Origin of the sequence: Flagellimonas flava, assembly GCF_900129665.1 — a bacterium.
Classification (GTDB): domain Bacteria; phylum Bacteroidota; class Bacteroidia; order Flavobacteriales; family Flavobacteriaceae; genus Flagellimonas; species Flagellimonas flava.
The window spans coordinates 109,017-135,744 of record NZ_FQWL01000002.1 but is presented as its reverse complement, the minus strand read 5'-3'; the positions used below and the strand labels follow the sequence as shown (position 1 = coordinate 135,744).

The window sequence follows — 26,728 nt, the reverse complement described above, 5'->3', positions numbered from 1 at the left end:
CCTATAAATCAGTCAATCCTTTACTTTTTGTTTGAACTTCTCGAAGTTGGACGTTGCTTCTTTACGCGGGAAATTGTTGTTTTCTGTATTGGTATCCGATGTTTCATTGTTTGGATCCAATTGCACCGCTCTAACCTTTTTATCAAAGTAAAACATTTTGCTAATGGAGTTTTCATTAGTTCTCCAAATCTCAGCTGGAATTTCGATTTTCTTTTTTGACCCATCTTCAAATTCAAACTCTAACAGCAATGGCATTACTAATCCTCCCAAATTGGAAAAAGTAAGTTTGTAAAATTCTTTTTGCTCATATTTCGCTGTAAAGGCATCCTCATCATACCTTCCCCTAAATTCTCCATATGAGTCTTCTGAAGTGGACAGGACCTCGAAATAAGATGGGTTTTCGAGTCCCTCCTCTGTAGCATTGGTTTCGGCTCCAAAGCGATACCATGCCACATTATCAATACTAATATCTACATGGTCATTGGTATAAAACCAACCTCTCCAGAACCAATCTAGGTCAATTCCTGAGGCATCCTCCATGGTTCTAAAAAAGTCGGCGGGTTTAGGGTGCTTGAAAGCCCATCTTTCGGAATAGGTTTTTAAAGCAAAGTCAAAAAGCTCTGGTTTCATAACAGTCTCCCTAAGAATATTTAAGGCAGTGGCCGGTTTGCCGTATGCATTGTTGCCAAGTTGCAAGACTTGCTCAGAATTTGTCATTATGGGTCTCATGCCTTCTATATCACCTTGCATATAGGGAATGATGGAAGTTGCGGGTCCTCTCGTGCTTGGAAAGTTCTCGTAACGTTCTTGTTCAGTTCTAAATTCAAGGAAAGAATTTAGGCCTTCATCCATCCAAGTCCATTGGCGTTCATCGGAATTTACGATCATTGGGAAAAAGTTATGTCCCACCTCATGTATAATTACCCCGATCATATTGTGTTTTATCCTGTCGTCGTAAGAACCATCTTTCCTAGGACGTCCAAAATTGAAACAGATCATGGGATATTCCATACCTATATCCGCTGCATGAACCGAGATAGCCACTGGATATGGATAATCAATGGTGTACTTGGAATACGTTTCCAAGGTATTGACCACTGCTTTGGTTGATTCTTTTTCCCACAATGGGTTTCCTTCTTTAGGGTAAAAAGACATGGCCAGAGGTTCCCTGTCCCCAATTTTTACCGCTTGTGCATCCCAAATGAACTTTCTCGAGGAGGCAAAGGCAAAGTCCCGTACGTTTTCGGCCTTAAACTTCCATGTCTTTGTCTTAATCAACTTAGATTGCTCCCGAAGTTCGGCCTCTTCCTGAGTTGCCACAACAACTGGTCTATCATATGAGGATTTGGCTTGTTGAAGCCTTACCAGTTGTTTTTTGCTCAATACTTTTTCTTCATTTTGAAGTTCACCCGTTGCTGCGACCAAATGATCCGCGGGAACCGTGATTTCCACATCAAAATCACCAAAGGTCAATGCAAATTCCCCGCGACCTAAAAATTGTTTGTTCTGCCAGCCCTGGTAATCATCATAAACACATAATCTGGGATAAAACTGTGCTATGGTATATACATAATTACCATCCTCCGGGAAGAATTCATAACCGGAACGACCGTAATCTTCGTTTCTGTCATTAATATTATACCACCATTCCATACTAAAACCAACTGACTGCCCTGGCCGCAAACCCACCGGTAGATCTATCCGCATCATGGTCTTGTTTATCGTAAATTTTAATTTATTGCCATTGCTATCCTTTAATGCGGTTATATGCATTCCTCCGTCCGTGGTCCAAAGATTCATTCCATAAGTAAGAAACTTTGAGTTTGTTTTGGAACCAGGGTTAATCTGTGAAGTCGTAGTTGTTATTTTATCACTGTCTTTTTGCCTTATGTTTTGATCCAATTGCACCCATAGATACTTCAAGGTCTGGGGTGAGTTGTTGTGGTAGGTAACATGTTGGGAACCCCTAATTCGCTGTTTTGTATCGTCAAGGACAACGGAAATCTTATAGTCTACCTGCTGTTGCCAATATGAGGGTCCTGGAGAACCATCCGAAGCTCTATATTGATTTGGTGTGGGTAGAAGCTGTTCCAGTTGTTCAAATTTGCCCTTCCAGGTTTGGTGCTGTGCCCAACTGGCTTGAATGGAAATAAGAATTATAATCGTGATAACTCGACTCATGGTATAGTTGTTTTTAGGATTAATCACCAGCAGCACTAAATAGTTGGAGGTGTTGTGAATTTTTATGGGTAGTTAAACCAGTATACTTTTCCGAACTGGTCGGGATCGAAAACGTGGTCATCCAGCTTAGGTTCCACATCTATTTGTGTGTATCGCTCGGTTTGAATGAGCCGACCGTCTCTGTAAAATTCAATCCAAGTTTCAATCCAATGGCCATCAATGTTTTTGTAATCATCATAACGCACTTCGTATAGATTTCCTTGATTGCTCTTACTAAACCTCCTTACCACAAAAAGGTTTTCCTTATCCAACCAGATTTGTGGTTTTTTAATTTCGCCCGGAATTGCACCAATAATTAGGACCGATTTACCATTATAAGAGGATTCTGATAGCACGGCAGTATCTATACCCAATCCTTTTAGCCGTTCTATAGTTTCGGAAACCGAATAATAAAAAATACCTCCTTCCAGAATTAGAAATTCTTGAATCTCAGGACCGCTATGAACCATTTCATGGTTTCTATAGACATAAATGCTGTCATTTCTATTGATGTTGGCGTTACCGGCATCAGGATTTCCAAAATCAATCCTAAATTCCTTGGGATATCGTATGGCTTCGTGCCAAACGGAGGTGTCCCTAACTGCTCCATCCTCTTCAAAATGAACCGTCTGCTGAACAAATGTAAAGGCCTTGAGATGTCTCTTTTCGCCTCTTTTTTTCATCATTTCAATCAGTTCCGAGCTAGTTTTAACCGTGCCATGATTCTCTTTTATCTGTCCGGTTTTGGGTTTGGTGTTACAATTGATGCCCAGGAACAAACAAAAGAAAATAAGACTCGTTAAAAGTGCTCGTGAGCGGAATGCCCGTTTTGTTGGAGTAATCATAAATGGTTGTTAAAGTCGCTAAAATAAAATGTCCAAGTAGTAACAAATTGTAATTTTTAGACACTATTGGAAAAAAGAACATGTATATAAAGGCCTATAAACCCAACCTTTTTATTTCCGAGTTTATCTCCTGTTATTTTGAAGTGGACATGGCGCAGATTGCCGGAGAAAGTAAGGAACTGGTATGGCCTGATGGCACCTTTGGACTACTTTTTCTAGAAAAGAACAAAGAAGTGTACCGCAACTTGGATACAAATACCGAGCTGCTCAATATATCCAAAACTTCATTTTTTGGACAGAAAACCAAGCCGGTAAACTACCAGTATTTACAGGGCAATAAAACTTCTTTTGGAATTAAGATCAAACCTAAGGGAGTACCATTGTTTATTGATGACAGTTTAGGTTCTACGAAGGATTGTTTTTTTGAAGTGGATATTATCAGCAGGAAACTAAGCATTTTGGAATCCAAGATTTTTGATTCAAATTCCATACAGGAGAAAATCGCAATAATCGATGATTTCATTTTTAAAAGTCTTAAGCTTAAAAGTTCCGAATCCGATTATATCCTGTTTTCAAAGATTACAGGGCATATTGACCAAAAAAAGGGTGATATAAGCCTTAGCGACCTATATGAAGAATTCAATCTTAATTATAAGAAAGTGGAAAGGCTGTTCAACTTTTACTTGGGCGTAACTCCAAAAACCTACTTGCGAATTGTTCGGTTTAACAATAGCATACAACTGCAGTCCCAGCTAAAAGAATTAAATCTAACACAGTTGGGAAACGAGCTAGGTTTTTATGACCAATCCCATTTTATAAGAGAATTCAAACGGTTTTCCACACTTACGCCCAAGGATTTCTTTAGAAGAGAACATACCGAATCGGAAGAAACGCTGTTAAGCATCATTTCCAACAAATGGTGATCTTTTCTGTCTATTTTATACAATTAAACAACAGCAGGCAGTCTTAGTTTAGCGGTACGTAAGAATTAAATCTTTTTTATGCGGACCACTGTTGCATTAATTCTCCTATTGGGTAGCGCCATTTTTTATCCTCCTACAGCCAATTCCCAAAACTTCTATGAGGATTTGACACAAGACTTGCAAAAATGTCTGGACTCCCTAATGGAGAGCCATGCAATTCCAGGAGCCACATTTTCACTTCGCTTTGACGAAACACATGAAATTCGATTGGCATCGGGATTCAAAAACCCCCAAAAACAAGAAACCATGCAACCAGAAACAAGTATGTTTTCGGGCAGTACGGGCAAGCTTTTTTTTGGAGCGGTTGCGTTAAAACTGATTCAAGAAGAGTATTTGGCATTGGATGACCTAGCCTCAGAATATCTGACCGATGAATGGTTCTCAACCTTTCCAAATCATAAAGATATTACGATTAGAAGCCTATTGAATCATACCAGTGGATTACCTAGACATCTTTTTCAAGAGGAGTTCCTGGAGGATTTTGTGGAAAACCCCAAAATAGCTCGACTTCCTGTCGATTGCATACAGAGCATAGCCAATAAGCCGGCAGTACATCCTGTGGGGAAAGGCTGGGCTTATTCAGACACCAATTTTGTGCTTTTGGGTTTAATTGTTGAAAAAGTAACTCAGAAGAAGTATTATGACCTCATTGATGAGTTCCTTCTAACACCCTTGAAATTGGACCATACTTTGGCAGCTACCGGTAGAAAATACAACAATCTCGCACAGGGACACATTGGTGGACAAAATCCTTTTCAGTTACCGGAAACAGTGGTTGACGAGAACGGGATACTTGTTTTAGACCCATCATTTGAATGGGCCGGAGGGGGTTTTGTGACGAATCCCTCGGATTTGACCAAGTTGGTAAAACATTTGCAAGAAAGTGATTTTCTTTCCGAACATATGAAACAATTAATGAGATTCCCAGTAAACTTGGGCTCGGGTTTGCCATACGATAATGGATATGGCCTCAGTACATTTGTTTGGAGCAAAATGGAGGATACCCGATATGGGCATTCAGGTTTTTTCCCAGGATACCTAACCCATGTTGAGTACTCGGCAAAGCGTCAATATGCCATTTCCCTTCAAGTGAATACCGATGGTGTTTTTTCATATATGCAGCAATTTACCTATCAGATGGAAAATGTTGTGAATAAGTACTTGGACCATATTGATGCGTATAATATTCGACAAAATTTTAAACGACAGGAGTTATGTTGGAACCAAGCCAATATTGAATGCTACATGAAAGCCTATGCATCAAGTGAACCCATTCAGACTATATCTCGAGGTGGTGTGACCTATGACTATGACAACATAATTGGTGACTACAAGAAGTATTTCCCAAAAGAGCGGATGGGCCAACTTCATTTTGACAATATTAAAACACGTAGACTGGCGGATGATCTTTATTTCGTAACCGGACGGTTCAATTTAAAGTTTCCCAATAGGGAAGAACTAGTTCAAGGTTGGTTTTCGGTGAATGCCAAAAGAATAAATGGTCATTGGTACATGATTACAGACCATTCAAGTTAAATCAAAAACGACATCATGAAAACCCACAAGCAATCTCTCTTAGTCTCTGCACTATGTATAAGTATTTCCCTCTTTGGTCAGCAAAACAACTTTGAAAAAGAAATGGAAGCTGCCCTGCAGCTCCATGTTGAAGCCAAAACTTTTGAAGGTGAAAAAGCTGCCGAAAAAGCATTTTCCAATATTGGTCAAGACTATAACAATTGGTTGGCCTACTTTTGGGGAGCATATATCAACACACAACTTGTAAATGCTTTGGGCAATCCAAACGCAAATCCCCCTAAAGATGCAGACCCAAGCACATATCTAAGTCGTGCGCAAAAGTTATTGGATAAAGCAGCGCAACTTGTGGACAACAATAGTAAAACACATCTTTCAGATATAGGGGCGCTCCAATTGCTGGTGTATCAATTTCAGTTTAGGTTTGCCATAGAAGATTCCGAAAGAGACCAACTTAAGGGTCAAATAGAAAAAACCCTGAATGATGCTGTGGCTCTAAACCCAGATAATCCACTCCTCTACGTTCTTGTTGGAACCAATATGGTCCGAGCTGGAGAAAAGTTGAGTCATGTCCTATCTGGCAGGGCTTTGCTGAAAGAGGCAGATCGACTTTTCAAGGCCAGAACCATAAGTAGGAGCATCTCAACCCATTTCAACGAGGAATGGCTTGCCGTATTTTGGTTGGATTTTGCAGATAAAAAGTTAATGTCAAAAGTCACATCTTAACTATGAAAGGTATTCTTCGAGGTATTTTCTTGGCAATTCTTTTTGGATCCACCTCCCTTTCCTGTAAGCACAATCCGAAAATAAAAGGTGATCTGCTGTTAACCAATGTGAATATAATAGATATCCAATCCGGTGAGATAGATTATGGGCAGCAGGTGGTAATTGAAGGCAATAGGATAACACATAGGCTGGAGGGGCATGAGGAGTCGGATTTTGAAGCCATAAAAACCGTTAATGCCGGCAACAAATTCCTCATTCCCGGATTATGGGACATGCATACCCATCCCGATGATCCAGAGGTATGGCGCATGCAACCTCCAATGGAAGCTAAGGATCGATTGCTGCCCCTGTTTGTAATTCATGGTGTTACAGGTATCCGAGATATGGGAGGTGATTTAAATCTAGTAAAAAGATGGAGAGAGCAGTATTCCGATGGGAAACTGTTGGCACCTAAAATATTTGCGTGCGGACCTTTGTTGGATGGTCCAAATCCTATGTGGGATGGTTCCGCTGGAATAGATGGTCCAGAAAAGGTGGAACAAGTTGTAGATTCTTTGATGGCAGAAGGGATTGATTTTTTAAAAGTTTACTCGCTCTTACCAAGAGATACATACATGGCGTTGAGCAGGTATGCAAATTCCCTTGATTTTCCATTTGTTGGTCATGTGCCATTTACTGTGCTTCCTTCGGAGGCGGCCAACACTGGTATGAAAAGTCAGGAGCATCTTTTGGAAATCCTAAAGGAATGTTCTGCCCAAATACCTGATAAATTGCTCAAGGAGATCCGAGGCATGAAAGATGGGGTTCAAAAGTCCGTTGCGGCTAACAATTTTAGAATAGGCTCGTACGATGCCGGGCAGGCCAATGCACTTTTTGGCCTATTTGCGGAGAAGGAAATTTGGCATTGCCCTACGCTTAGCATGTGGCAAAAGAATGCTTGGTTTGAAGAAGAATTAAAAAAGGACAAAGAACTCTTCGCCTATTTGCCAAAATACCTGCAAGCATACTGGACACCTAAATACAACGATCATTTACAGAATCGGGATAATCAGGAGTATATTAATGTAAAAAAGAGGCTCTATCAGCTTTATCTTGAAATGGTTCGGGATATGCACAACAAAGGAGTTATGCTTCTTGCAGGAACCGACATGGGAGCCAACCCTTTGTGCTTTCCCGGTATTGGACTGCACAATGAGTTAAAGACCCTGGTCCAGGCCGGACTTTCACCTCATGAAGCTCTTAAGACCGCAACCACACATCCGGTAGATTTTTTGGAAATTGAAGAGGACTATGGTAGTGTTGAGGTTGGGAAGGTGGCCGATTTAGTTTTACTTGACAAGAACCCATTGGATAATATAGCCAATCTTCAATATGTGTTTGCTGTTTTGAGGGATGGAAAATTCATTGGACCTAAAGAAATCCAAGAAATCAAGACCTCAACTAAAGCCGTAAATGCTGCGGGTGATTGGACCGAGGATGAACTTAAATAGTTCTATTGGGTATGAAATCAGCCCAATTTTTGCTTTATCTCAGGACAATAATTAAAGGGTAATGATTATGCAAAGGGACATTAAGGTTACACATTGGAAATCCGATTTATGGGAGAACCTTACCTTCTCTACAACCGAATATAAAAGATTTCAGTTTGCAAAGCATTTCCATGATTACTATAGCCTCATTCACATCATGCAGGGCATAAACAATGGTTTTACCCAAAAGAGCCCTTATCGCATTGGGCCAGGAACCACATTGCTTATCAACCCCGGGGAACTTCATGCTGGGAACTCAATTCATGAAAGTAAACTTCGTTTTGTGTCCATACTCTTCTATCCGGATTTTTTAAACAAGGTTGCTGAGGTACTCCATGTTAATTTTAGGCCTAGTGTCACCTTTGTAAATAAGCCCCTTAATAGTCTTAAGTTAAATAGGACAATAAGTAATCTGATAGGATTAAGCAAAGAAAGCCAAGATATGCTTGCCCAAGAGTGTGCGGTCCTTCAACTATTTCACCTTTTGCTTGATGGATATACTAATTGCTGTCCTAAAATAGATAGGAAACCTCCTAGGCCGTACCTGGGAAAGGCAGTTGAATTTATCAAGGAAAATTGCAACACCAACTTTTCCCTAGATCAGTTATCCCAATATTCAGGTATAAGCCAGTATCATCTGATTAGGGAATTCAAAAATACCTATCAGCAAACACCTTATCAATTTTTAAGAAACATACGAATTGAAAAATCCAAGAGGCTCTTGATAAAGAAAATACCCATAACCCAAATCGCTATGGAACTAGGTTTTTTTGATCACAGCCATTTCACTAAATCCTTTGTTCGGAATGAGGGAATACTCCCTTCTGTATATCAAAATTTGAGTATGCGCTAGCAATTTATTTTAGGAAGGTTTAACATATATAGCAATCATATACAAGCTAGTTAGATCGCTATTCCATTTTTTTGGTTAAAAACTAGAACTCATGGAATTTAAGTTGACCATACTTCTAATTTGCCTTCCCTTGGCAATCTTATTTGGGCAATTAAAACCTATTCGAAACCTGCCCTATAAGGTGGAATATTATTGCCCTCCCTGTGGATGTACACATGATGATAAAGTCTTTGAGGGGGCCGGTGTATGTGATTCCTGTAACATGGCTTATAATTCAAGAATAATGGGCTTAGAGGATAAACCTGCCGAGCCCGTTCCAACTCCAATAGTGGGCATCTTATTGTTTGATGGAGCCGATATTATGGATGTCACAGGTCCTATGTCGGTCTTCGAACATGCAGGATTTCGGATGTTGACAGTAGCGAAGGACAAAAACCCAAAACAGATAGGCAGGTTTGTGCAATTTGCACCAGATTACGATTTTGATTCCCTTCCCAAGGTCGATGTCCTTGTAGTGCCTGGAGGAGGACCAGCAGAAGCAAATCAAGATATGGACATTGTGGCATGGATAAGGCAAAAAAACAAAGAGACCGATACCATGTTTTCAGTATGCAGTGGGGCCTTTTTTCTTGCACATGCTGGTATTTTGGATCAGAATGAGGCCACCACCTTTGCGTCGTTAATTCCACAACTTAGAGATGGATTTCCAAATGTTACAGTTTTAAATGACGTGAAATATACGAACAACGGACATGTAATTACATCGTCCGGTCTTTCTTCCGGAATTGACGCTTCTTTTGAAGTGGTAGCCAAATACTTGGGTGTTGGCAGGGCACAAGATATTGCCAATCATATGGAATATCCTTGGAAAAGGCGAAATGATTACGCACGCAGCCAACTGGCAGACAACTATATCCTAAGCCTAAATAATTTAATACGTCCATTTGCCGCAAAGTATACGTTTTCTGAAGGAAACCATGATCGCTGGGAATATCAGTTTTTACTATGGACTGGGGTGGATTCAAAAGCATTTTTAACTTTTATATATACCCAGCTCACAAAGATGGAGAGTTTTAATACCGGTCATTTGGACTCCAACTCAATTACGGCAGAAATTCGCCATAAAGATTTAGGCAAAGGACACATCAGCCTGCTCCTAACAAATACAACCGAGGGGCCTTTGCTCAAGGTAATTGCCAGAAGAAGCTCCTCTTTCAACATTTCCAAGACCAACTAAATCCTGACATCATGAAAAAGTCCAATTTAAGCTTAATACTGGTTTTTAGACTCCAAGTGACTTTGCTGGCTATACCGGTTCTAATTTCAGGTTTTCAATGTCATGCCCAATCGTCTCAAAATGAAGTAAGCATGGTAAACTTGGATAAAGATAATGACATGACGCTGGAAGGGAACACCAAAATTGTATCCCAATTCTCCAATTTGCCTCTTGTGGAACCCACAATTGCCGCACATCCTTCCGATGAGAACATTTTGGCTGCCGCGGCGATGGTTGTCACTGATGTGAACAAACCGTATCAGAGCTGTAGGTTATCGAGTTTCATCTCCTTGGATGGTGGTAAAAAATGGGAAGAAACCGCACATGATTATTGGGGTTATGACCCTTGGATAGCCATGTCGGAAAATGGAAAAACAATAATGAGTTGGCTTGGAACGCCCGGTAATTTTCAACATAGCTTCCCTCTAAATGTGTTTACCTCCAATAACGGCGGAGTATCCTGGTTGCCAAAAGTACAACTGTTCAAGGGGAAAGGTCATGGACACGATGGAACCAAATTGGTGGGTCTTAAAAAAACTTTCTACCTCACCACGGTTCGGTTTAATGCCAATATGGGTGCAGATGTGGTCTTATATGAATCTAATGGAGGTCCATTCAATGAGGTTGGAGTGATTTCGGGAGAGGGGAAACGGCTAAATTTTTGTGAACCGGCCATTCTTACCAATGGCCATGTAGTAGTGCCTTCGCTACACTACAATGGAAAGGTTTGGGCCCATATTTACAACCCAAAGGACAAGTCCATTTCAAAAGCCCATGAAGTCTCGCAAAATCCGAAAGTTGGCAGAGGATATGCGAGAATGGCTGCGGACACAGGTCTAAATTCCGCTTTCAAGGATAACGTTTACTTTGTCCGCGCCGTAGCTGATGGTAAAAGTTCTAAAGGGGTTTGGTTAAATACATCAACAAATGGGGGTAGGTCCTGGAGTATCGAAAAACGAATCGATTTGTTTGAAAATCCTAGACAAAGTAAGGCCAATGTAGCGAGTATTGCTGTTAATAAAAATGGGGTCATTGGTATTTCTTGGGTGGATGCACAGCATGATACTGGACAACTTGCGTATGACGTATATTTTACGATATCCAAAGATGGGGGAAAAAGCTTTCAAAGACCCCTTAGGGTGACACCGGTGAGTTCAAATCCAAGAACCACCAAAAATGCAGATGTGGCCAATAAATTTATTGGGGGCGGGCACTATTTAGGTCTCACCTCTCGAGCAGACAATAACTTTCAACTTTTGTGGAGTGATAGTAGACAGGGTTTTTTCCAACTGCAGACCGCAACGATAAAAATTAAGCAGCGCGAGTTGGATGTTGAGTAAATGCAATGAAGCCTATCGGGGCGATAGTTTGGTATTAAGTCCCCAACTTATAGTGAAGTCATGACCTGCCCCAAAGGCTTTGGCAAATACCCTGTCTATTATTTACAATTATAGCACCGTAGGGGATTATATATTTCCCATGCAAAAAAAATCACAAAAATCAATTTTATGCATTACGGTAAACCAATCCTTCGTGGAAGTCTAACTCAATTTCAAGAAGGTACAGTTTTAAGAACCTGTTTTGTGTCATTTCTTGCTCTTTTTTATGCCACATTTTTGATGGGACAAAATACTGGTCTAACTCAAAATCAGATAAAAAGTATTGTAGAAAAAAGTGGAGAGCTATTTTCGAAAAATTATGTGTTTCCCACCAAAGGGGATGCTGTAGCGTTAGCACTAAATACTTCATTAGGTAAGGGGTTCTACAAGAACATCACCCATTTGGATAGCTTGGTAATGCAACTTAAAAGAGATATTTCCAAAACTTTAAGTGACAAGCACGTTAATTTTATTGTCAAGCCAGATAAAACAAAAGTTTCCCAAGAGAATCAGGAAGACCCAATGCTGCAGTTCTTTAAATCGTTGGAAAATTTTGGGCTCACCAGAGTAGAAGAAATTGAAGATGGAATCGGTCTTTTGGAAATTAATTTTTTCTTCCCTATCCAAATGGACGAAAAGTCCAAAGAGGCAGCTTCCAAAGCGATGAACAGTTTTAAAGATTGTCATTCATTAATCTTCGACCTTAGAAATTGTAGGGGAGGAAATCCCGAAATGTTGAACTATTTGGTCACCTACCTATACCCTGAAAAATCCAAGATTCACCTTAACGATTTCTATTTTAGACCTGCTGATTCCACTGAAAGTACCTACACCTTAGATGAGGTGCCCGGACAGCGGTTACCCGATATAGATGTATTTGTACTTACAAGTGGCAAAACCTTCTCGTGCGGGGAAGAGTTTGCTTATGATATTAAGCATCTGAAAAGAGGACAAATCATTGGTGAGGTCACCGGTGGTGCCGCCCATCCTGTACAACCCTATGATGTAAGTGAAAGACTTCAACTGCTCCTGCCCACCGGTAGGGCCATAAACCCTATTACAAAAAGTAACTGGGAAAGCGTTGGTGTCAAGCCCCATGTGCAGGTTGCTGCAGATAACGCCCTAGAGAAGGCCTTGAAAATAATTCATCAAAACCAAAACTAAGGCAATGAAAAATAGGTTTTCACAGATTTTATCAACCCATTCGGATTGGAGTTTTGCTATCATAAGATGGACCTTGGGGGTGGTAATTTTCGCTCATGGAGCGCAAAAACTGCTAGGGATTTGGGGTGGACATGGTATGTCTTGGACTGTTGAGGCTTGGGAGCAATGGTGGAATGTTCCATCTCTATTCACCTACATCGTGATTTTCATAGAATCTATAGGAGCACTTTTGCTCTTTATTGGGTTTTTAAGCCGCTTATGGGCCTTTTTTATTGGAATTATCATGGTAGTCGCCGTATTGCTAGTTCATTTCAGATGGGGTTTCTTTATGAATTGGTATATGCAACCTCAGAGTGGTGAGGGCTTTGAATACCATCTTTTGGTGTTGGCCATGGTCTTGGTCATTGTCATGAAAGGAGGCGGGAAATTTTCCCTCGATTATTATATAACTAACAGAAAAAACTAAATCTTAAATATGAAATGTCCAATTAGACTTTTATCAGGAATTTTGCTTCTGGCAGTTTTATCCTGTACTTCATCCAATCAAAACCATAACTCTCAGAAAGAGCTATCCATTAAGTATGAAAAATACGAATTGGAAAATGGGCTGGACATTATTCTTCATGAAGATAAATCGGATCCTATTGTGGCCATAGCGGTTGAAATTCACGCGGGCTCAAACCGTGAAAAACCTGGTAGGACCGGTTTCGCCCATTTTTTTGAGCATATGTTGTTTAAAAAATCGGAAAACGTTCCTGAAGGGTATTTCTGGGATAAAATACCTGAATGGGGAGGTACTTTTAATGGTACCACGAACAAGGATAGAACCCTCTATTTTGAAACGATTCCAAAAAACGCTCTTGAAAAGTTATTGTGGATGGAGGCAGATCGGCTAGGTTATTTTATCAATGCGGTGGACCCCAAAGGTTTTGAAACCGAAAAGCAGGTAGTGAAAAATGAGAAAAGATACCGTGTAGACAATAATCCTTATGGGCATAGAAATTATACCATTATAAAAGCGATGTATCCCGAAACCCACCCATATAATTGGACAACAATAGGAGAGTTTGAAGATTTGCAAAATGCGACATTGGAAGATGTGAAGGAATTTTACGATCAATGGTACGGCCCACAAAACGCCACATTGGTCATAGCAGGGGATTTTGATAAGGAGCAGACCAAAAAATGGATTGAGAAATATTTTGGCGAAATTAAACCACATGGGGAAGAGGTGCGTGTAGAGCCCAAACCTATTCAGCTGAGTAGCTCCAAATTGCTTTTCCATGAGGACAATTTTGCCAAATTACCGCAGCTAACCCTTAATTTCCCAACGGTAGAGATATATCATAAAGATTATTGGGCAATCAATACGTTGGCTGAAATCCTAACGGACGGTAAAAGCTCACCCCTGTATAAACAGCTAGTGCTTACAGACAAGCTTACCCCGGATGTCTCAGCTTATCATTTCGCCCAAGAAATGGCCGGTAACCTGCGAATTCTGGTCAATGCTAATGAGGGAGTAGACTTGGATGAGGTTAGGTCAAGTATTGCTAAGGCTTTTAGGCAGTTTGAAACGGATGGCGTCTCGGAAGTGGCCCTAAATAGGGTCAAAACCAATTTGGAACGCCAGTTTTATGAGGCTATCGAAAGTGTGCAAGACAAGTCGTTCCAGTTGGCACATTACAATACTTTCAAGGGGAATCCGGGTTTTATCGAAACGGATATCAAAAATATTCAAAACGTTACGGCTGAAGAAGTTTACCAAGCTTACGAAAATTATATCGCCGGGAAGAACCTAGTTGCAACCAGCTTTGTTCCCAAAGGACATCCCGAATTGGCCCTAGAAGGTTCCGAAAGGGCATTTGTGAAAGAGGAAACGCAAGAACCCTATCAGCTCAAGGATTTACCAGAATCCAACATGGGCTACCAGAAAACCCCTTCTGCTTTTGATCGGACCATTGAACCAGATTTTGGCCCTGACCTTGTGGTAATGGCTCCCACGATTTGGTCCCGGAAATTGGGTAATGGAATGGAGGTTTATGGAATTCGTTCAGATGAGCTCCCCTTGGTTTCTTTCAGTATAAGACTTAAAGGGGGGAAACAATTGGATGATCCTGACAAAGTGGGGGTCGCTAATTTAATGGCCGATGTAATGATGGAAGGAACGCAATCCAAAACCCCTGAACAATTGGAGAATGCCATCAGAGATCTCGGTGCGGAGATTTACATGTCCACAGATCACGAATACATAACTATTAATGCAAGTTGCTTGTCCAAGAATTATGAACAGGTAATCGGGCTTGCAACAGAAATCCTGCTGGAACCCCGTTGGGATCTTGCAGAATTTGAACGGATTAAAAAAGAAACCTTAACCGCAATTAAACAGCGCGATGCAGACGCGGGTTCTGTTGTGGCGATGGTACGTAACAAAATCCTTTACCGCGGTAATATTATGGCCCATCATCCTTTGGGAACCGAAATCTCTTTATCCAATATAAGTATTGATGATTTAAAAGGGTATTACGATTCCTTTTTCGTTCCCAATGTATCCGCATTCCATATTTCTGGTAACATAGATGAAAACCGGGCTTTGGCTTCACTAACTGATTTGTCGGAAAAATGGAGTTTTAAAGAAATAGAGATGCCAGAAGTAAAGCTTGCATCACTTTCGGACCAAAGGTTCTTTTTTGTTGATATTCCTGAATCAAAACAATCCCAGCTCAATATGATGTCCGTGACAGTAGACGGAAATGATGATAGTTATTTGCCAATTTCCATAGCCAACTATCAGCTTGGAGCCGGTTCACATGGCTACCTCAACAAAAAACTGCGTATAGAAAAAGGATACACCTATGGTTCCGCTTCATTCCCTATTAAGCGTATTTCCAAATCACATCTATTGGGTTTCGCAGCGGTCAAATCCAACGTGACCAAAGAGTCCATCGAAGCCTTTAATGAAGTGGTACAATCCTATAGGGATAACTATGACTCCAAAGATTTGGAGATTACCAAAAACTCTATGTTACGGGAAACGGCCAGGGACTATGAAACCTTGGACGATCTTTTGGGAATTTTACACCAAATAAGCACTTACAATCTTCCGCACGATTTTATTGAACAGAATCAACAGGTCATTAAAAATATATCCATGGAGGAGGTTAGGGCTTTGATCAAAGAATATATAGATACAAAAAAAATGATTTACCTAGTGGTTGGCGATAAGGCTACCCAGTACAATAGATTGCTGGATATGGGCATGGGCGAACCCATTGAATTGGACATGTATGGAGAATATATGATTGAATAAACTGTGATGGTTGGTTTATTTTTTGTTTGTTCAAAAAGGGAGTCTTCATTGATTCCCTTTTTTTACGCCTTTGGATTTCAATCTAGTCGAATTATAGGCATCGAAATAATTGGTCAATATGGTTTTGAACCTAACCCTAACGAATCTATAATTTTTTCGATAATAAATCCATTCCCCATCTGGTGAAACACAGGGAGAGAAATCGGGTCCATCACCATTTAGTTCTTGCAAAGGTATTGGGGAAGACCAAGTGTCTTTTTCACGAAATGAGATGTTCAGGTCACAGCTCCCTTGCCAGTCAGTAGGTAGATATTTTGTAAATATCAAATAATCTCCATTGGGAGAAATCCAAGGGTCGCCCATTTCTGCTGTTCCACCAAGAATGGTTATTGGTTTCCCTTTCTTGGTCCTAACCCCTTTGAATTTGGTTTGATAGAGTGTGTACTTGGATTTCCCTGCCACAACTTTTTCTGCAACATAAACCATGATCCTATTTTGGGATACGGTAGCATAGGACTGTTCCAGCTTGATTGTATTCAACTTTGAAAGTGGTTTTGGGCTTTTCCACTTACCACGTTTAAATCTTGAAAACCAAATTCCATTTCTTGGTAATGGCTTATCTCCTTTTGATGGCCTATTTGAGTTGAAAAGTAGGAGCAGGCCGTTAGGGGAAATGGAAGGCTCATAATCTTTATATAATCCAGAAAATGGAAGCAGATTGGGTTTGCCCCAGATACTCCCATTTTTTTTGGCCTTGTACAGGGCAAGGCGAGGGGCTTCGTCAGCCAGAGTAGAATCCTTAGATTTTAACAAGTACTCCTTGTGGGGCAATGTAAAATATAAAATCTTGGAATTGGGTGAAAAACCAATACCCTGCACTAGCCTCTGGTGATGTTGGCCATAGGGTTTAAATTCTTGAGACAGAACTTGAAGCTGGCAGAGAAGAAATAGAACGGGACCATACTTAAATGCAGCAATCATAATTATAGCTTACTAAGAATGAAATCTGTCATTTTTTGATACAAATGTGGATACGCATTACGCTCGTACATGCTATGTGTGCGATCAGGGTATAAGAAGACCTCAAATTGCTTGCCCGCGGCAATTAGAGCATCCTGTAAGGCAATCGAATTCTGTAAATGGACATTGTCGTCCCCGGTGCCATGAATCAACAAATAATGGCCTTTTAACTTGTCAGCATGAAACAAAGGTGCATTTTCATCGTAGCCCATGGGGTTGTCTTTGGGCATTCCCATATATCTTTCGGTGTATACTGTATCATAAAACCTATAGCTGGATATTGGGGCGACAGCTATGGCCGATTTGAAAATTGAGTTGCCCCAGAACATACTTAACGAGGACACAAAACCACCATAACTCCATCCCCAAACACCCATTCTGGCACCATCAATAAACTCTAGATTACTAAGATGTTTTGCGCACGATATCACGTCCTTTGCCTCATATTTTCCAAGTTGTCCGTAAGTCATTTTCTTAAAATCGGCCCCTCTGCCCCCAGTTCCTCTAGTGTCCACACAAGCAACTACATAGCCCTTCTGAACTAACAATTGATGCCAATAGAAATGTGGCCCTCCCCAGGAGTCCGTAACATTTTGACTGCCAGGGCCACTGTATTGAAACACCAATAAAGGATGTTTTTTTTCCAAATCCATGTCGTTGGGCCTAAGTAAATATCCATGCAATACTTGACTGTCTTCGGCTTTGAACTCAAAGAACATTTTATCTGCCAAGTTATATTCTTTGGCTGCATTTTTAAGTCTGTTGTTCTCAGCCAAGGTTTTTATTTTGCGGTTCCCATCAGTATAATAAAGTTCAACCTTGAGCGGAGTATTACTGTCACTGGAATAGTTTATATAGTATTGAGTGTCATTGCTCATATCTATGCTAGTGGTTCCTGTTTTATTGGAAAGTAGTTGCTTACCACTTCCGTTTAGGGCTATTTTATGGAAAGTGGTGGTAAGCGGAGAGATTTCCTTGGAAGTATAATAAAGTGTTTTTGTTTTTCCATCAACGGCCACAAACTGATTTACCTCCCAATCTCCATGGGTAATCTGGTTTTTTAGTCTTCCGTCCATGGCATGGAGATAGAAATGTTTATACCCATCTTTCTCGCTTGAAATTATAAAGTGCTTTCCATCATCCAAATAAAAAAGGTCATCACAAAAATTTTGATCGATATATGAAGATGAACTTTCAGTAAGGACTTTGTGAACGTTTCCTGAACCCACATCAAAATGCAACAAATCCATTTGGTTCTGTTTTCGGTTCATACGCTGGATGGAGAGTATTTGATCAGACTTGGTCCATGTTATACGCGGCAAGTACGTATCCATATTTGACCCTGTTTTCAGTTTCAGTTTTTTATGGGATTGTACATCATATACCCAGACCTCAACCAAGGAATTGGCAGTACCCGCCTTTGGATATTTGTAGGTATAGTTTTCCGGATATAGTTGCCCTTGGTTCCAGCGTTGGAGTGTATATTCCTCAACGGGGCTTTCGTCAAACTTGTAGAATGCTATTTGTTGGCCATCACGGGACCAGAAAAACCCTTTTGTTACATAAAATTCTTCCTCGTAAACCCAATCGGTCGCACCATTGATGATTTCGTTTTTTTGTCCATCAAATGTCACTTGCACCTCCTTGCGGTTTCTTAAATCCAAATAGAAGATATTATTGTCACGAACAAATGCAATCTTGCTACCATCAGGAGAAAACGTGGGGTACATTTCTCTTGCGCTTGAGAGTGGAAAGTGTTCCTTTGTTTGTAAATCATAAACATAGGTTTTATTGGAATAGGACCTTCTATAGATATAACGAGGGTCTGTTTTCAATAAAATTTTGGTTTCGTCATCATTGAAACTATATTCTGACAATACTTCTTCGAAACCTAGGTTGTCGGCATCAACAAGCACTGCAACCGAGGTGCCCAGACTAATGTCGTTTTTATAAATCTTGTTGTCTTCAAGAGAGGTATAAAATCTACCGTTGTTCATCCAGTTAATTTCATGAACACTTTGTTGTGCAAAAACACCATTCTTGTATATATCATCGACCGTAATTACCTTTTGGGTATAGCATAATTGGGTTAAAAGAAGTAGGACTGATAACGGATGGAGTAATTTAGTGGCCATAGTATTGTATGAAAATACTCCGGTAGACGTTTAATAAAACCGGGGTGTTTATTGGAAAATGGTTAAATTATAATGGGATGAAGGTAGTAGGGTTGGCACTTCAAAAATTGTATAAAACAGACATTTGATAGCGCAAACAAAAAGTAGTTTTTTATAGAACGAAGTAGGTATAACCCAGTTCCTAATCGTCTTTATCATAAGACAACTAATCAATTTAGAATATAGCGTAATCTATCTGATTTAGTTTGAGCTTAGTTAGCTTAGTGTAAAGGAGGGGAAACTCTCCTTTACTGGTTTTAATGTACTCCAAAGTTTGGCATATAATCGTTTTAGTTTAACGAGCCAAGGAGGGGCTTTTGATCAATTCATTTCAGAAAAGCCTACTATTGTTTGTTCAAAAATGCTATTTAGGATTGTCCAATTATGAAAAACATTATTTACTTTTTAATTGTTGCATCCAGCCTTCTAGCCTGCAAATCAAAATCTCACGAAGAAACCCAAGCTGTTTCCGTTAATCATCGTACAATTAGAAAAATTGATATACATTCCCATTTCCGATATTCCCGTAAATATCTGCCAGTTTTGCACAAGAAATGGAATATGCGTTCTGTGTTGGTCGATGTTTCCATAGAAGATTCCATTGGAATTGCTAGAAGTTGGCAGCCTTATTTGACCCACTCACAAGCTCATCCTGATTTATTCTTTCTATGTTCCTCTTTCATAGGCGTGGATATCGATTCTCCAAATTTTAGGCAACGAATTATTGAGCAATTAAGTCAAGAGATTAGTTCTGGAGCCAAAATGGTCAAAGTATGGAAGAATTTTGGAATGGTAACAAAAGATTCGTCTGGAAACTATATACAAATAGATGACGCTAGGTTGCAGCCTATTTGGGATTTTCTAAAAGGCAAGGGAATTGCCGTTATGGCACATATTGGGGAACCTGAACAGGCATGGAGGTTACTTGATCCAGATAATCCGCATTTTGGATACTATAAAAACAATCCCCAATACCATGCCTTTAATATACCCGATATTCCTTCCTATGATTCAATCATTGCGGCGAGGGATAGATGGATTGAAAATAATCCAGATTTAAAGATTTTATGCGCTCACCTTGGAAGCATGTCCCATGATGTTGATATGGTAGCCGACAGACTTGACAATTATCCTAATATGTATGTTGAGCCTGCGGCTCGTTTTGGAGATTTGGCGCGTCAAAATCCTAAAAAAGTAGGTGCGTTTTTCGCAAAATATCAGGACAGGATCATGTTCGGTACCGACTTTGGGAATTCGAATCCAGAAGAGGCTATGACCGATGCTGAACTTGAACAGGAAAAAGAAGAACTTGATGCCAATTACACCCTGTTATGGGACTATTTAAGCAGTACTGATACATTGGAAATTAGGGGACAAACAACAGTTGGGTTAGGCCTTCCAGCCAGTATTCTAGATAAGGTTTACTTTCAAAATTCGGTCAATTTCTTAAAATTGGAATGAATAGTACTACTTTGTTTTAAGAAATGCTCTGGAGTGACTCAAGTACTACTTTACCACGGCAAAATGCAATTTTTGACGCTTTTTATCTTCTATATTTTGGCAACAGGACAATGGCTGTCAATACCATGGCCATAGCAGCCAATGTCTCCCATGTCATTACCAAAACCCCTTTTGTAAAAGCCTGCCCAGTGAGTCCAACAATTTGCTCCGTGCAAAGATTGGTAAGCAATAATGAACTGGCTATGGCTTCTAGACTTCTGCCGCAAGAAAAAACCATTTGCAGATTTTTCAGTGGTGCCTCGGGTGGCCCACCATGCATTGGTGGGCACCAACATAGTAAAACCTACAAATGAAAGACTAGATAACAGGCCCTTGGTTTAATATTTAGAATTAAATTAATTTTAATTGGGCCATACCGCTCTTGGGTATTTCAATGGTATTCAAACCTTCATCTATATTAATAAAGTTGTCCTTTATCAGCTTTCCTTCACAGTCATATATCTTGTATTCGTATGTTCCCAAATTAAGATTTGAGTTGATAACGATCATTTTGGATGCTTTGGCATTTAGAATGTCAATAGCAAGGAATCTATGGTTGATCTGTAAAATTTGGTCTTCAAAAATCCCGATAATCACTTTGTTGTTTAAGTTCGCTCTTAAAATAGGATAGTTGGAAAGTGGTCTCGAAGGCAAGAACTTCCCGGAGCAAAAAACCTTGGAGTTTTTATTCCAATATTCAGTGTAGAACTGAATCATATTTAAATGACTTTTGGGCGCCTCATGTAACATTATAGAAATTTGAGGAACGCCAAAAAGGGTGTTCATAAAATGCAAGGCTGCATCCTCAACACTTTCGTCGAAATGCCATTTAACCATATCAGCATGTACCGCAGTTTTTCCTGCCAACATTTTAATATCAGCTATTCTGACCCGGTTCATGGTATAGTCTCCGGGACAGTCAAAAGCACGTAGCATATTACCATATTTCCTCATTGCCGGACCTGTATATTTTTGTCTAAACTCGATGAATATTTCTGGATTTATCTTTCTCAACTCGCTAACAACCTGAACAAGTAAGGCATCAACAGCATCATTTATGGATGAAAAATCGCGTTCTGGATTGTAATCAAAAGATGTTTCTTCATAACTTTTGAAATCGTCTATGAAATCTAATTTTAACCCATCCAACTGCCAATCTCTAACCGCATTGGTGTATATCCCTACGAGATAATCCCTCACTTCCGGGAATCTCGGATCAAAAACTGGGGCCCACCTATGGTTTTTGGTCAGGAATTTTCCTTTGAATTTTTTATACGCCTCTGATTTTACACCACAGAATGGGACTGAGTACCATATGCCCACTTTCATTCCCAGGTCTTGGATTTTTTTAACCAAATCCTGAAAATTTGGGAAGCGCTCCGGTCGCCAATCACCGGTATAATCATAGCCTCGAGTATTATCATTGGTCTGCCAACCGTCATCTAAAATTATAGATTCAAAACCAAGCCCCTTAGCAATTTTACATTCTTTAAGAAGCAAGTCTTCAGATAAGTTTTGATGAAATTGATACCAAGTGGAATAGAGGGGTTTGTTCGCAATATCGGGAACGTAGGCAGGTTTAAGATTTTCAAAGCTTTCCCACCACTTGGCTGTATCCTGCAATGCTTTTGAAAAATGCACATTTCGTTGATCAATACGAATATCCGCACTAAATCCGCTTATGGGATACTTGCACTCAGTAAAAAATTTAACAGTACAATAGAAATGGTTGTCCTCCTCCCTATACTTGGCAGCCATTTCAACTTTATTTATTGCATTGGAACAAGAAAAGCAAAGTATGTTTTCATCAGCATTGCCAAAAAGTGAAATTATAGGTGCATCTATCGATATGCGAGATTCATGGCTCTCCAATTCCCAATCAGCTTCTATCCGCTTAGAAAAATCAGCCGTAGGTTTCCAAACCCCCATGACATTGACTGCGGGTACCTTCCAATGAACAGTTAATGGATGCGGCAATGTATTTTCTTGGACTAGATATTCAATTCTGTGAATTTGTAAACCTTCTTCATCGACAATTTGTTTCAAATTGATTCTTTCGTCTTTCTCATCAGAATTATATGATAAGTTATTGTTTGCTTTTATAAGTATGCTCTCTATCATTCGTTTAAAAAGATTGGTTTAACAAACTGTTTATAATCAAGAAAAGTTCTCATGGAGATTAGATAAACCATGTAAAAAAACGATGTTTTGTTTAAATTCAACCAACAGTAACTATTCATAAAAATTACCCTTATAATACATTAACTATTTTCACAAGGCCGGGTAACATTTTTGGCAATTACCAATATCATACTATGATATAGTGTGCTACAATCAAATTTAAAAAAAAATGACTTGAAGAATCTAAAAATCCAATAATATGGTTTTTATTAAACTGATCCTCGGTCAATTAAATAAGAAGGCGTAATCTGACGAACTCTGGTATTAGTTTTCACATATCTGGCGGATTGAACGCCCATTTCGCTAAAATCTGTGGAAATTGTTGTAATCCCGCCGGAAATGAACTTCTTAATAATATGATCATCATGAGATAGAACGCCGACATCTTTCCCCAAAACATATCCCCGATCTGAGCAATCCTTTAAAATATCCCATAGAAAAGAGTCATTTGACGCAAAGTACAAATGGTTCTTTTTTAATATAGATGAATCATATGTTGTTTTTATGGTACCTAAAACATTATTTTCTGAAAGGAATTTGTTGAAACCCCTGACTACTTCAATTGGAAGAGCTGATTTTTCATCTGCCAACAACACAAAAAGTTCATATTTTCTTATTTTAGGAAGGAGTTGCAGTAATTTGTCATAAGTGGAATCTTCAAATTCCTGGCTGATAAACGAATATTTCTCATGCATTGAAAAAAATCTATCAACAATAAGCAACTTATCTGGTGCAAAGGATTCTAAAAGAGATTTTATCTTTGGGTTCGGAATGGGCGCTACCACATAGAACCCGTATTTGCTTTTAATATTCAATAGTGTATTTTCAAAAACCGACAAATTATTGTGATGAAAGAATACATCTATTTTAAACCTCTCCCCAAGTTCCTTTCGGAAAGCATTGTAAAACTCTTCTTGGAAGCGTTGAAATGAGAACAAAAGCAACGCAACCCTTCGAACCATTTTTGTTTCTTGACTAACTATAAAATACCCTTTGGCCTTTTTCGATTCAACCAGTCCTCTTCCCTTTAAATCCTCATAAGCCCCTACTATTGTTTTTCTAGCATACCCAAGCTCTTCAGCCATTTTATTTATTGAAGGAAGCTGATCCTCTCTTGTTAAAACACCTATATCGATAGCCTCTAAAATTCCCAATACCAAATGTTCATGTTTTGTTAAATCATATTTTATTTGATACTGATTTATTACATCTATCAATGTCATTCTATTCGAATATTACTCTATTGTTATTCTCCTATTTATTTGATCAATATAAGGTTAACCAAGGAAAATGTCAATTTTCCATAGATATACGGATACTTCTGAATGGAATATCCTGAACGTCCACCCTTCCTAAAAACTTTAATGTATTACAGTTTGAACGTCTTACGTTGAGGCACGGCCTAGCTTACTAAATAATTGGAATCTTCCATGTAATTTCAACAGACAAACCATAACATTGCTTGCTATATTATAGTGCCATTTTACACTACCAAAGTTCATCAAAGCAACTTTATGAAGAATTATGGATTTATAGTACTTTCTTCTACAATGCATTTAGTCCCTATCCATTATAACCCTTTTTTCTTTTCCAAGTTCAAGACTAAATCACTGGTTTTAGTATGTTATGAAGATTAGAGCCAACAAATATTTGTCCTTGTCTAAAGAAAAAGAGGAGATTTATATCTCCCCTTTTTACACTTAAACGAATTTAAACTAACTCAAACAAATACTCTTTTAATAAGAATTGATTCCAAAAGCGTATTGGAAATCTGCCCCAAACTCTTTTCGAAACAGGCAGACTGAAATCAATGTTTTTATCCCTGAAATCTCATTGTAAGCCTTATCAATTCCTCGAGATCATAAGAGAGAAGTATTTCTGTTTTGGGCAACAACCAATAACAATTCTTGCTTTTGTCAATTTAGAATAACTTCCCTGCCATTGATTTCAAAATCAATTCCATAATTGGACTTTAAATTTCCCATTATCTTTTCGATAGAGGATTTTGTACTGAAAGTAGCAAAATACTTTTCTTCGGATATTTCCCTATTATTGGTAACAAACCTAACGTCATAATACTTCTCCAATTTTTTTAGAATATTCTCAAAGGACTCATTTCTAAAAATCAGTTCTCCGTGAATCCACGAAGTATGCAAGCGTGTATCTACCATTTTCGTGTTCATGGAAATGCTGTTTTTATCAAAGCTGGCCATATAACCCGGTTCCAGTTTGGTAATCATGTGATCTTCAAATTCCTCATTATCGGCATAGAGCTCAACGGACCCTTCTACCAGAACCACTTCAGATGTTATATCTCCCGGATAATTGGTTATATTAAACTGTGTTCCCAAAACGCGCACGTTCAAATCACCTGTATTTACTATAAATGGTCGTTCCGAATCTTTGGAAACCTCTAAATAAGCTTCTCCAATAATTGAAACCTTCCTATTTCCTTTTTTTGGAAATTGAGTCGGATAATCCAAAGAGGAACCGGCGCCAACATGAACCTTTGTGCCGTCCGAGAGTACCATTTCAAAAGTTTTACCGTATGGCACCGACAATGTGTTATATTTTACATTCTCAGTTGATTTTGACATAGTGTAGTGTAGCTTATTGCCTGCTAGCTTTCCTATTATGGAACCATCCCTATCTTTTATTATTTGAGAATTATTACCATCAAGAATAATGGTTTTTCCATCATCGAGCTTTAAGGTAATGGCTTGCGAGCTAATTGCTTCATTTGCGCCATCATTTTTGGAGAGCGTAAAATAACCTATTGAAACAAGCCCAACTACAATTGCAGCATATTTTAGGATTGGTCTGAATCTGATAAAGAATGAATGTTTCTCAAGTATATATTTGTTCTTAAAATGGGAATATTCTTTGTCAAGGGACATCTCTTTTGCAGTATCGTCCAGGGAATTAATAACGAATTCAGTTTTTAATTCATTGAAAATATTACTGTTATCCTTAGATTTTGAAACCCAATCTTCAACTTCTTTGGCTTCGGGAGGAGTAAGAGTATTATTTAAATAATTTAGGAGTTTCTGCTTATCCATGTAAAAAGTCAGTTATATTAAAGACGACTCACAAAGATAATATACCTATGTAAATGGTGGAACAAAATAACAGGAGGGTGGCAAAGTCTTTTAGGTATAATCTCATATGTTTTATGCCCTTTGCAATATGATTGTCCACCGTACGCTTAGATATTGAATACATTTTAGCTATTTCCTGATTTTTAAGACCATCAAACCTGCTGTGAATAAATATTTTTCTACACTTTTCGGGTAATAGATTTATTCCTTCTTCTATTTTTCCCAACAATTCGTTTTCGAGCAACAAAGCTGACGCATCATCCTGCACATATTGTAAATCAACACTTTTTTTTGTGTTTTGAATGAAATCATGTTTGACTTTCTCATGCTTAAAAAAATCAAGACAGGCATTTCTGGTCATTTTGAACAAATAACCTCCAACATTGTTTACCTCTGAAATATGATCAAAATCTTTCCAAAGCTTAAAAAAAACATTCTGGGTAATTTCTTCTGCATTTTCCTTATTCCCAAGATAGTTTCTTGCTATGTGAAAAACATTTGTATAATAAAACTTAAACACCGTTTCAAAAGCAAATTCCTTGCTATTCTCTAGTGCAAGAATCAGTTCTTCGGTGCTAAGTGTCTCTTTTTGAATGTTCAAAACTGGATGAGGTTTTTTGTTAAATCAATAATCAAAAGAGCTATTAATTGATTAAACAGCATAACAATGCAATCAAATTTAACAAAAAAGTAAGTAGTATGGTGTAGTATATAAAATATTATTGCATAATTATTAATTTTATTTAATTAAACCCTAAGCTCTCCGGGCAGCCGTCCCTCTCTAGGGAAAGATAATTTTGAAGTATGGGCAAACCCTTAACACTTAATCAAAAGACATCAAAATATCTTTAGGTTGGAGATTGTATGAAATTGATGTTAAATAGGTCATTCATTGTTACTGTTCTTTTTCTCTTGTGGGGCATGATTTGTTATTCTCAAA

At 38.9% G+C, this 26,728-nt stretch carries 19 protein-coding genes and 1 pseudogene; 11 read left to right on the top strand and 9 right to left on the bottom strand.

What is annotated here, in order from left to right:
* Window positions 1-12: 12 nt before the first annotated feature.
* Both BUC10_RS06390 and BUC10_RS06385 read right to left on the bottom strand, forming a co-directional pair.
* A complete protein-coding gene (locus tag BUC10_RS06390) occupies window positions 13-2,181 on the bottom strand; it encodes a M1 family metallopeptidase (RefSeq protein ID WP_073178824.1) in 2,169 nt (722 codons plus the stop codon).
* A gap of 62 nt (window positions 2,182-2,243) precedes the next feature.
* Window positions 2,244-3,065, bottom strand: a complete 822-nt coding sequence (locus BUC10_RS06385) for a LolA-like protein (protein WP_131819056.1) — start codon at window positions 3,063-3,065, stop codon at window positions 2,244-2,246.
* A gap of 80 nt (window positions 3,066-3,145) precedes the next feature.
* Between BUC10_RS06385 and BUC10_RS06380 the strand changes: the two genes are divergently transcribed.
* The 10 genes from BUC10_RS06380 to BUC10_RS06335 all read left to right on the top strand — a co-directional run bounded on the left by BUC10_RS06380 (window position 3,146) and on the right by BUC10_RS06335 (window position 15,815).
* On the top strand, window positions 3,146-3,988 hold the full coding sequence (locus BUC10_RS06380; RefSeq protein ID WP_073177473.1) for a helix-turn-helix domain-containing protein: 843 nt from the start codon (window positions 3,146-3,148) through the stop codon (window positions 3,986-3,988).
* 78 nt (window positions 3,989-4,066) lie between these two features.
* A complete protein-coding gene (locus BUC10_RS06375; RefSeq protein WP_073177470.1) occupies window positions 4,067-5,584 on the top strand; it encodes a serine hydrolase domain-containing protein in 1,518 nt (505 codons plus the stop codon).
* Between the two features lie 15 nt (window positions 5,585-5,599).
* The gene (locus BUC10_RS06370; protein WP_131819055.1) at window positions 5,600-6,307 is read left to right on the top strand and encodes a hypothetical protein; all 708 of its coding nucleotides are present in this window, start codon (window positions 5,600-5,602) and stop codon (window positions 6,305-6,307) included.
* Between the two features lie 2 nt (window positions 6,308-6,309).
* On the top strand, window positions 6,310-7,797 hold the full coding sequence (locus BUC10_RS06365) for an amidohydrolase family protein (protein WP_073177463.1): 1,488 nt from the start codon (window positions 6,310-6,312) through the stop codon (window positions 7,795-7,797).
* A 67-nt stretch (window positions 7,798-7,864) separates the two neighbouring features.
* Window positions 7,865-8,689: an AraC family transcriptional regulator gene (locus BUC10_RS06360; RefSeq protein ID WP_165614869.1), complete on the top strand. Its 825-nt coding sequence runs from the start codon at window positions 7,865-7,867 to the stop codon at window positions 8,687-8,689.
* Between the two features lie 91 nt (window positions 8,690-8,780).
* The gene (locus BUC10_RS06355; protein ID WP_073177457.1) at window positions 8,781-9,926 is read left to right on the top strand and encodes a DJ-1/PfpI family protein; all 1,146 of its coding nucleotides are present in this window, start codon (window positions 8,781-8,783) and stop codon (window positions 9,924-9,926) included.
* An 11-nt stretch (window positions 9,927-9,937) separates the two neighbouring features.
* Entirely contained in the window at window positions 9,938-11,305 is a 1,368-nt protein-coding gene (locus tag BUC10_RS06350) for a hypothetical protein (protein ID WP_073177454.1), read from the top strand.
* Window positions 11,306-11,473: 168 nt separating this feature from the next.
* The gene (locus BUC10_RS06345; protein WP_073177451.1) at window positions 11,474-12,508 is read left to right on the top strand and encodes a S41 family peptidase; all 1,035 of its coding nucleotides are present in this window, start codon (window positions 11,474-11,476) and stop codon (window positions 12,506-12,508) included.
* Between the two features lie 4 nt (window positions 12,509-12,512).
* Entirely contained in the window at window positions 12,513-12,974 is a 462-nt protein-coding gene (locus BUC10_RS06340; RefSeq protein WP_073177448.1) for a DoxX family protein, read from the top strand.
* A 9-nt stretch (window positions 12,975-12,983) separates the two neighbouring features.
* On the top strand, window positions 12,984-15,815 hold the full coding sequence (locus BUC10_RS06335; RefSeq protein ID WP_073177446.1) for a M16 family metallopeptidase: 2,832 nt from the start codon (window positions 12,984-12,986) through the stop codon (window positions 15,813-15,815).
* Window positions 15,816-15,860: 45 nt separating this feature from the next.
* Here BUC10_RS06335 and BUC10_RS06330 read toward each other — a convergent pair whose 3' ends face one another.
* Window positions 15,861-16,796, bottom strand: a complete 936-nt coding sequence (locus BUC10_RS06330; protein ID WP_073177443.1) for a TolB-like translocation protein — start codon at window positions 16,794-16,796, stop codon at window positions 15,861-15,863.
* Window positions 16,797-16,798: 2 nt separating this feature from the next.
* A complete protein-coding gene (locus tag BUC10_RS06325; RefSeq protein WP_073177440.1) occupies window positions 16,799-18,970 on the bottom strand; it encodes a S9 family peptidase in 2,172 nt (723 codons plus the stop codon).
* Between the two features lie 423 nt (window positions 18,971-19,393).
* Here BUC10_RS06325 and BUC10_RS06320 point away from each other — a divergent pair, with 423 nt between their 5' ends.
* Window positions 19,394-20,470: an amidohydrolase family protein gene (locus BUC10_RS06320; RefSeq protein ID WP_073177437.1), complete on the top strand. Its 1,077-nt coding sequence runs from the start codon at window positions 19,394-19,396 to the stop codon at window positions 20,468-20,470.
* A 91-nt stretch (window positions 20,471-20,561) separates the two neighbouring features.
* Here BUC10_RS06320 and BUC10_RS06315 read toward each other — a convergent pair.
* The 5 genes and pseudogenes from BUC10_RS06315 to BUC10_RS06295 all read right to left on the bottom strand — a co-directional run.
* Window positions 20,562-20,805: pseudogene (locus tag BUC10_RS06315) on the bottom strand (solute:sodium symporter family transporter); the annotation flags it as partial.
* 55 nt (window positions 20,806-20,860) lie between these two features.
* A complete protein-coding gene (locus tag BUC10_RS06310) occupies window positions 20,861-22,630 on the bottom strand; it encodes a glycoside hydrolase family 36 protein (RefSeq protein WP_073177432.1) in 1,770 nt (589 codons plus the stop codon).
* Window positions 22,631-22,899: 269 nt separating this feature from the next.
* Entirely contained in the window at window positions 22,900-23,913 is a 1,014-nt protein-coding gene (locus BUC10_RS06305) for a GntR family transcriptional regulator (RefSeq protein WP_073177429.1), read from the bottom strand.
* Window positions 23,914-24,606: 693 nt separating this feature from the next.
* Window positions 24,607-25,749, bottom strand: a complete 1,143-nt coding sequence (locus BUC10_RS06300; protein ID WP_073177427.1) for a FecR family protein — start codon at window positions 25,747-25,749, stop codon at window positions 24,607-24,609.
* Between the two features lie 28 nt (window positions 25,750-25,777).
* Entirely contained in the window at window positions 25,778-26,389 is a 612-nt protein-coding gene (locus BUC10_RS06295) for an RNA polymerase sigma-70 factor (protein WP_073177423.1), read from the bottom strand.
* Between the last annotated feature and the right edge of the window lie 339 nt (window positions 26,390-26,728).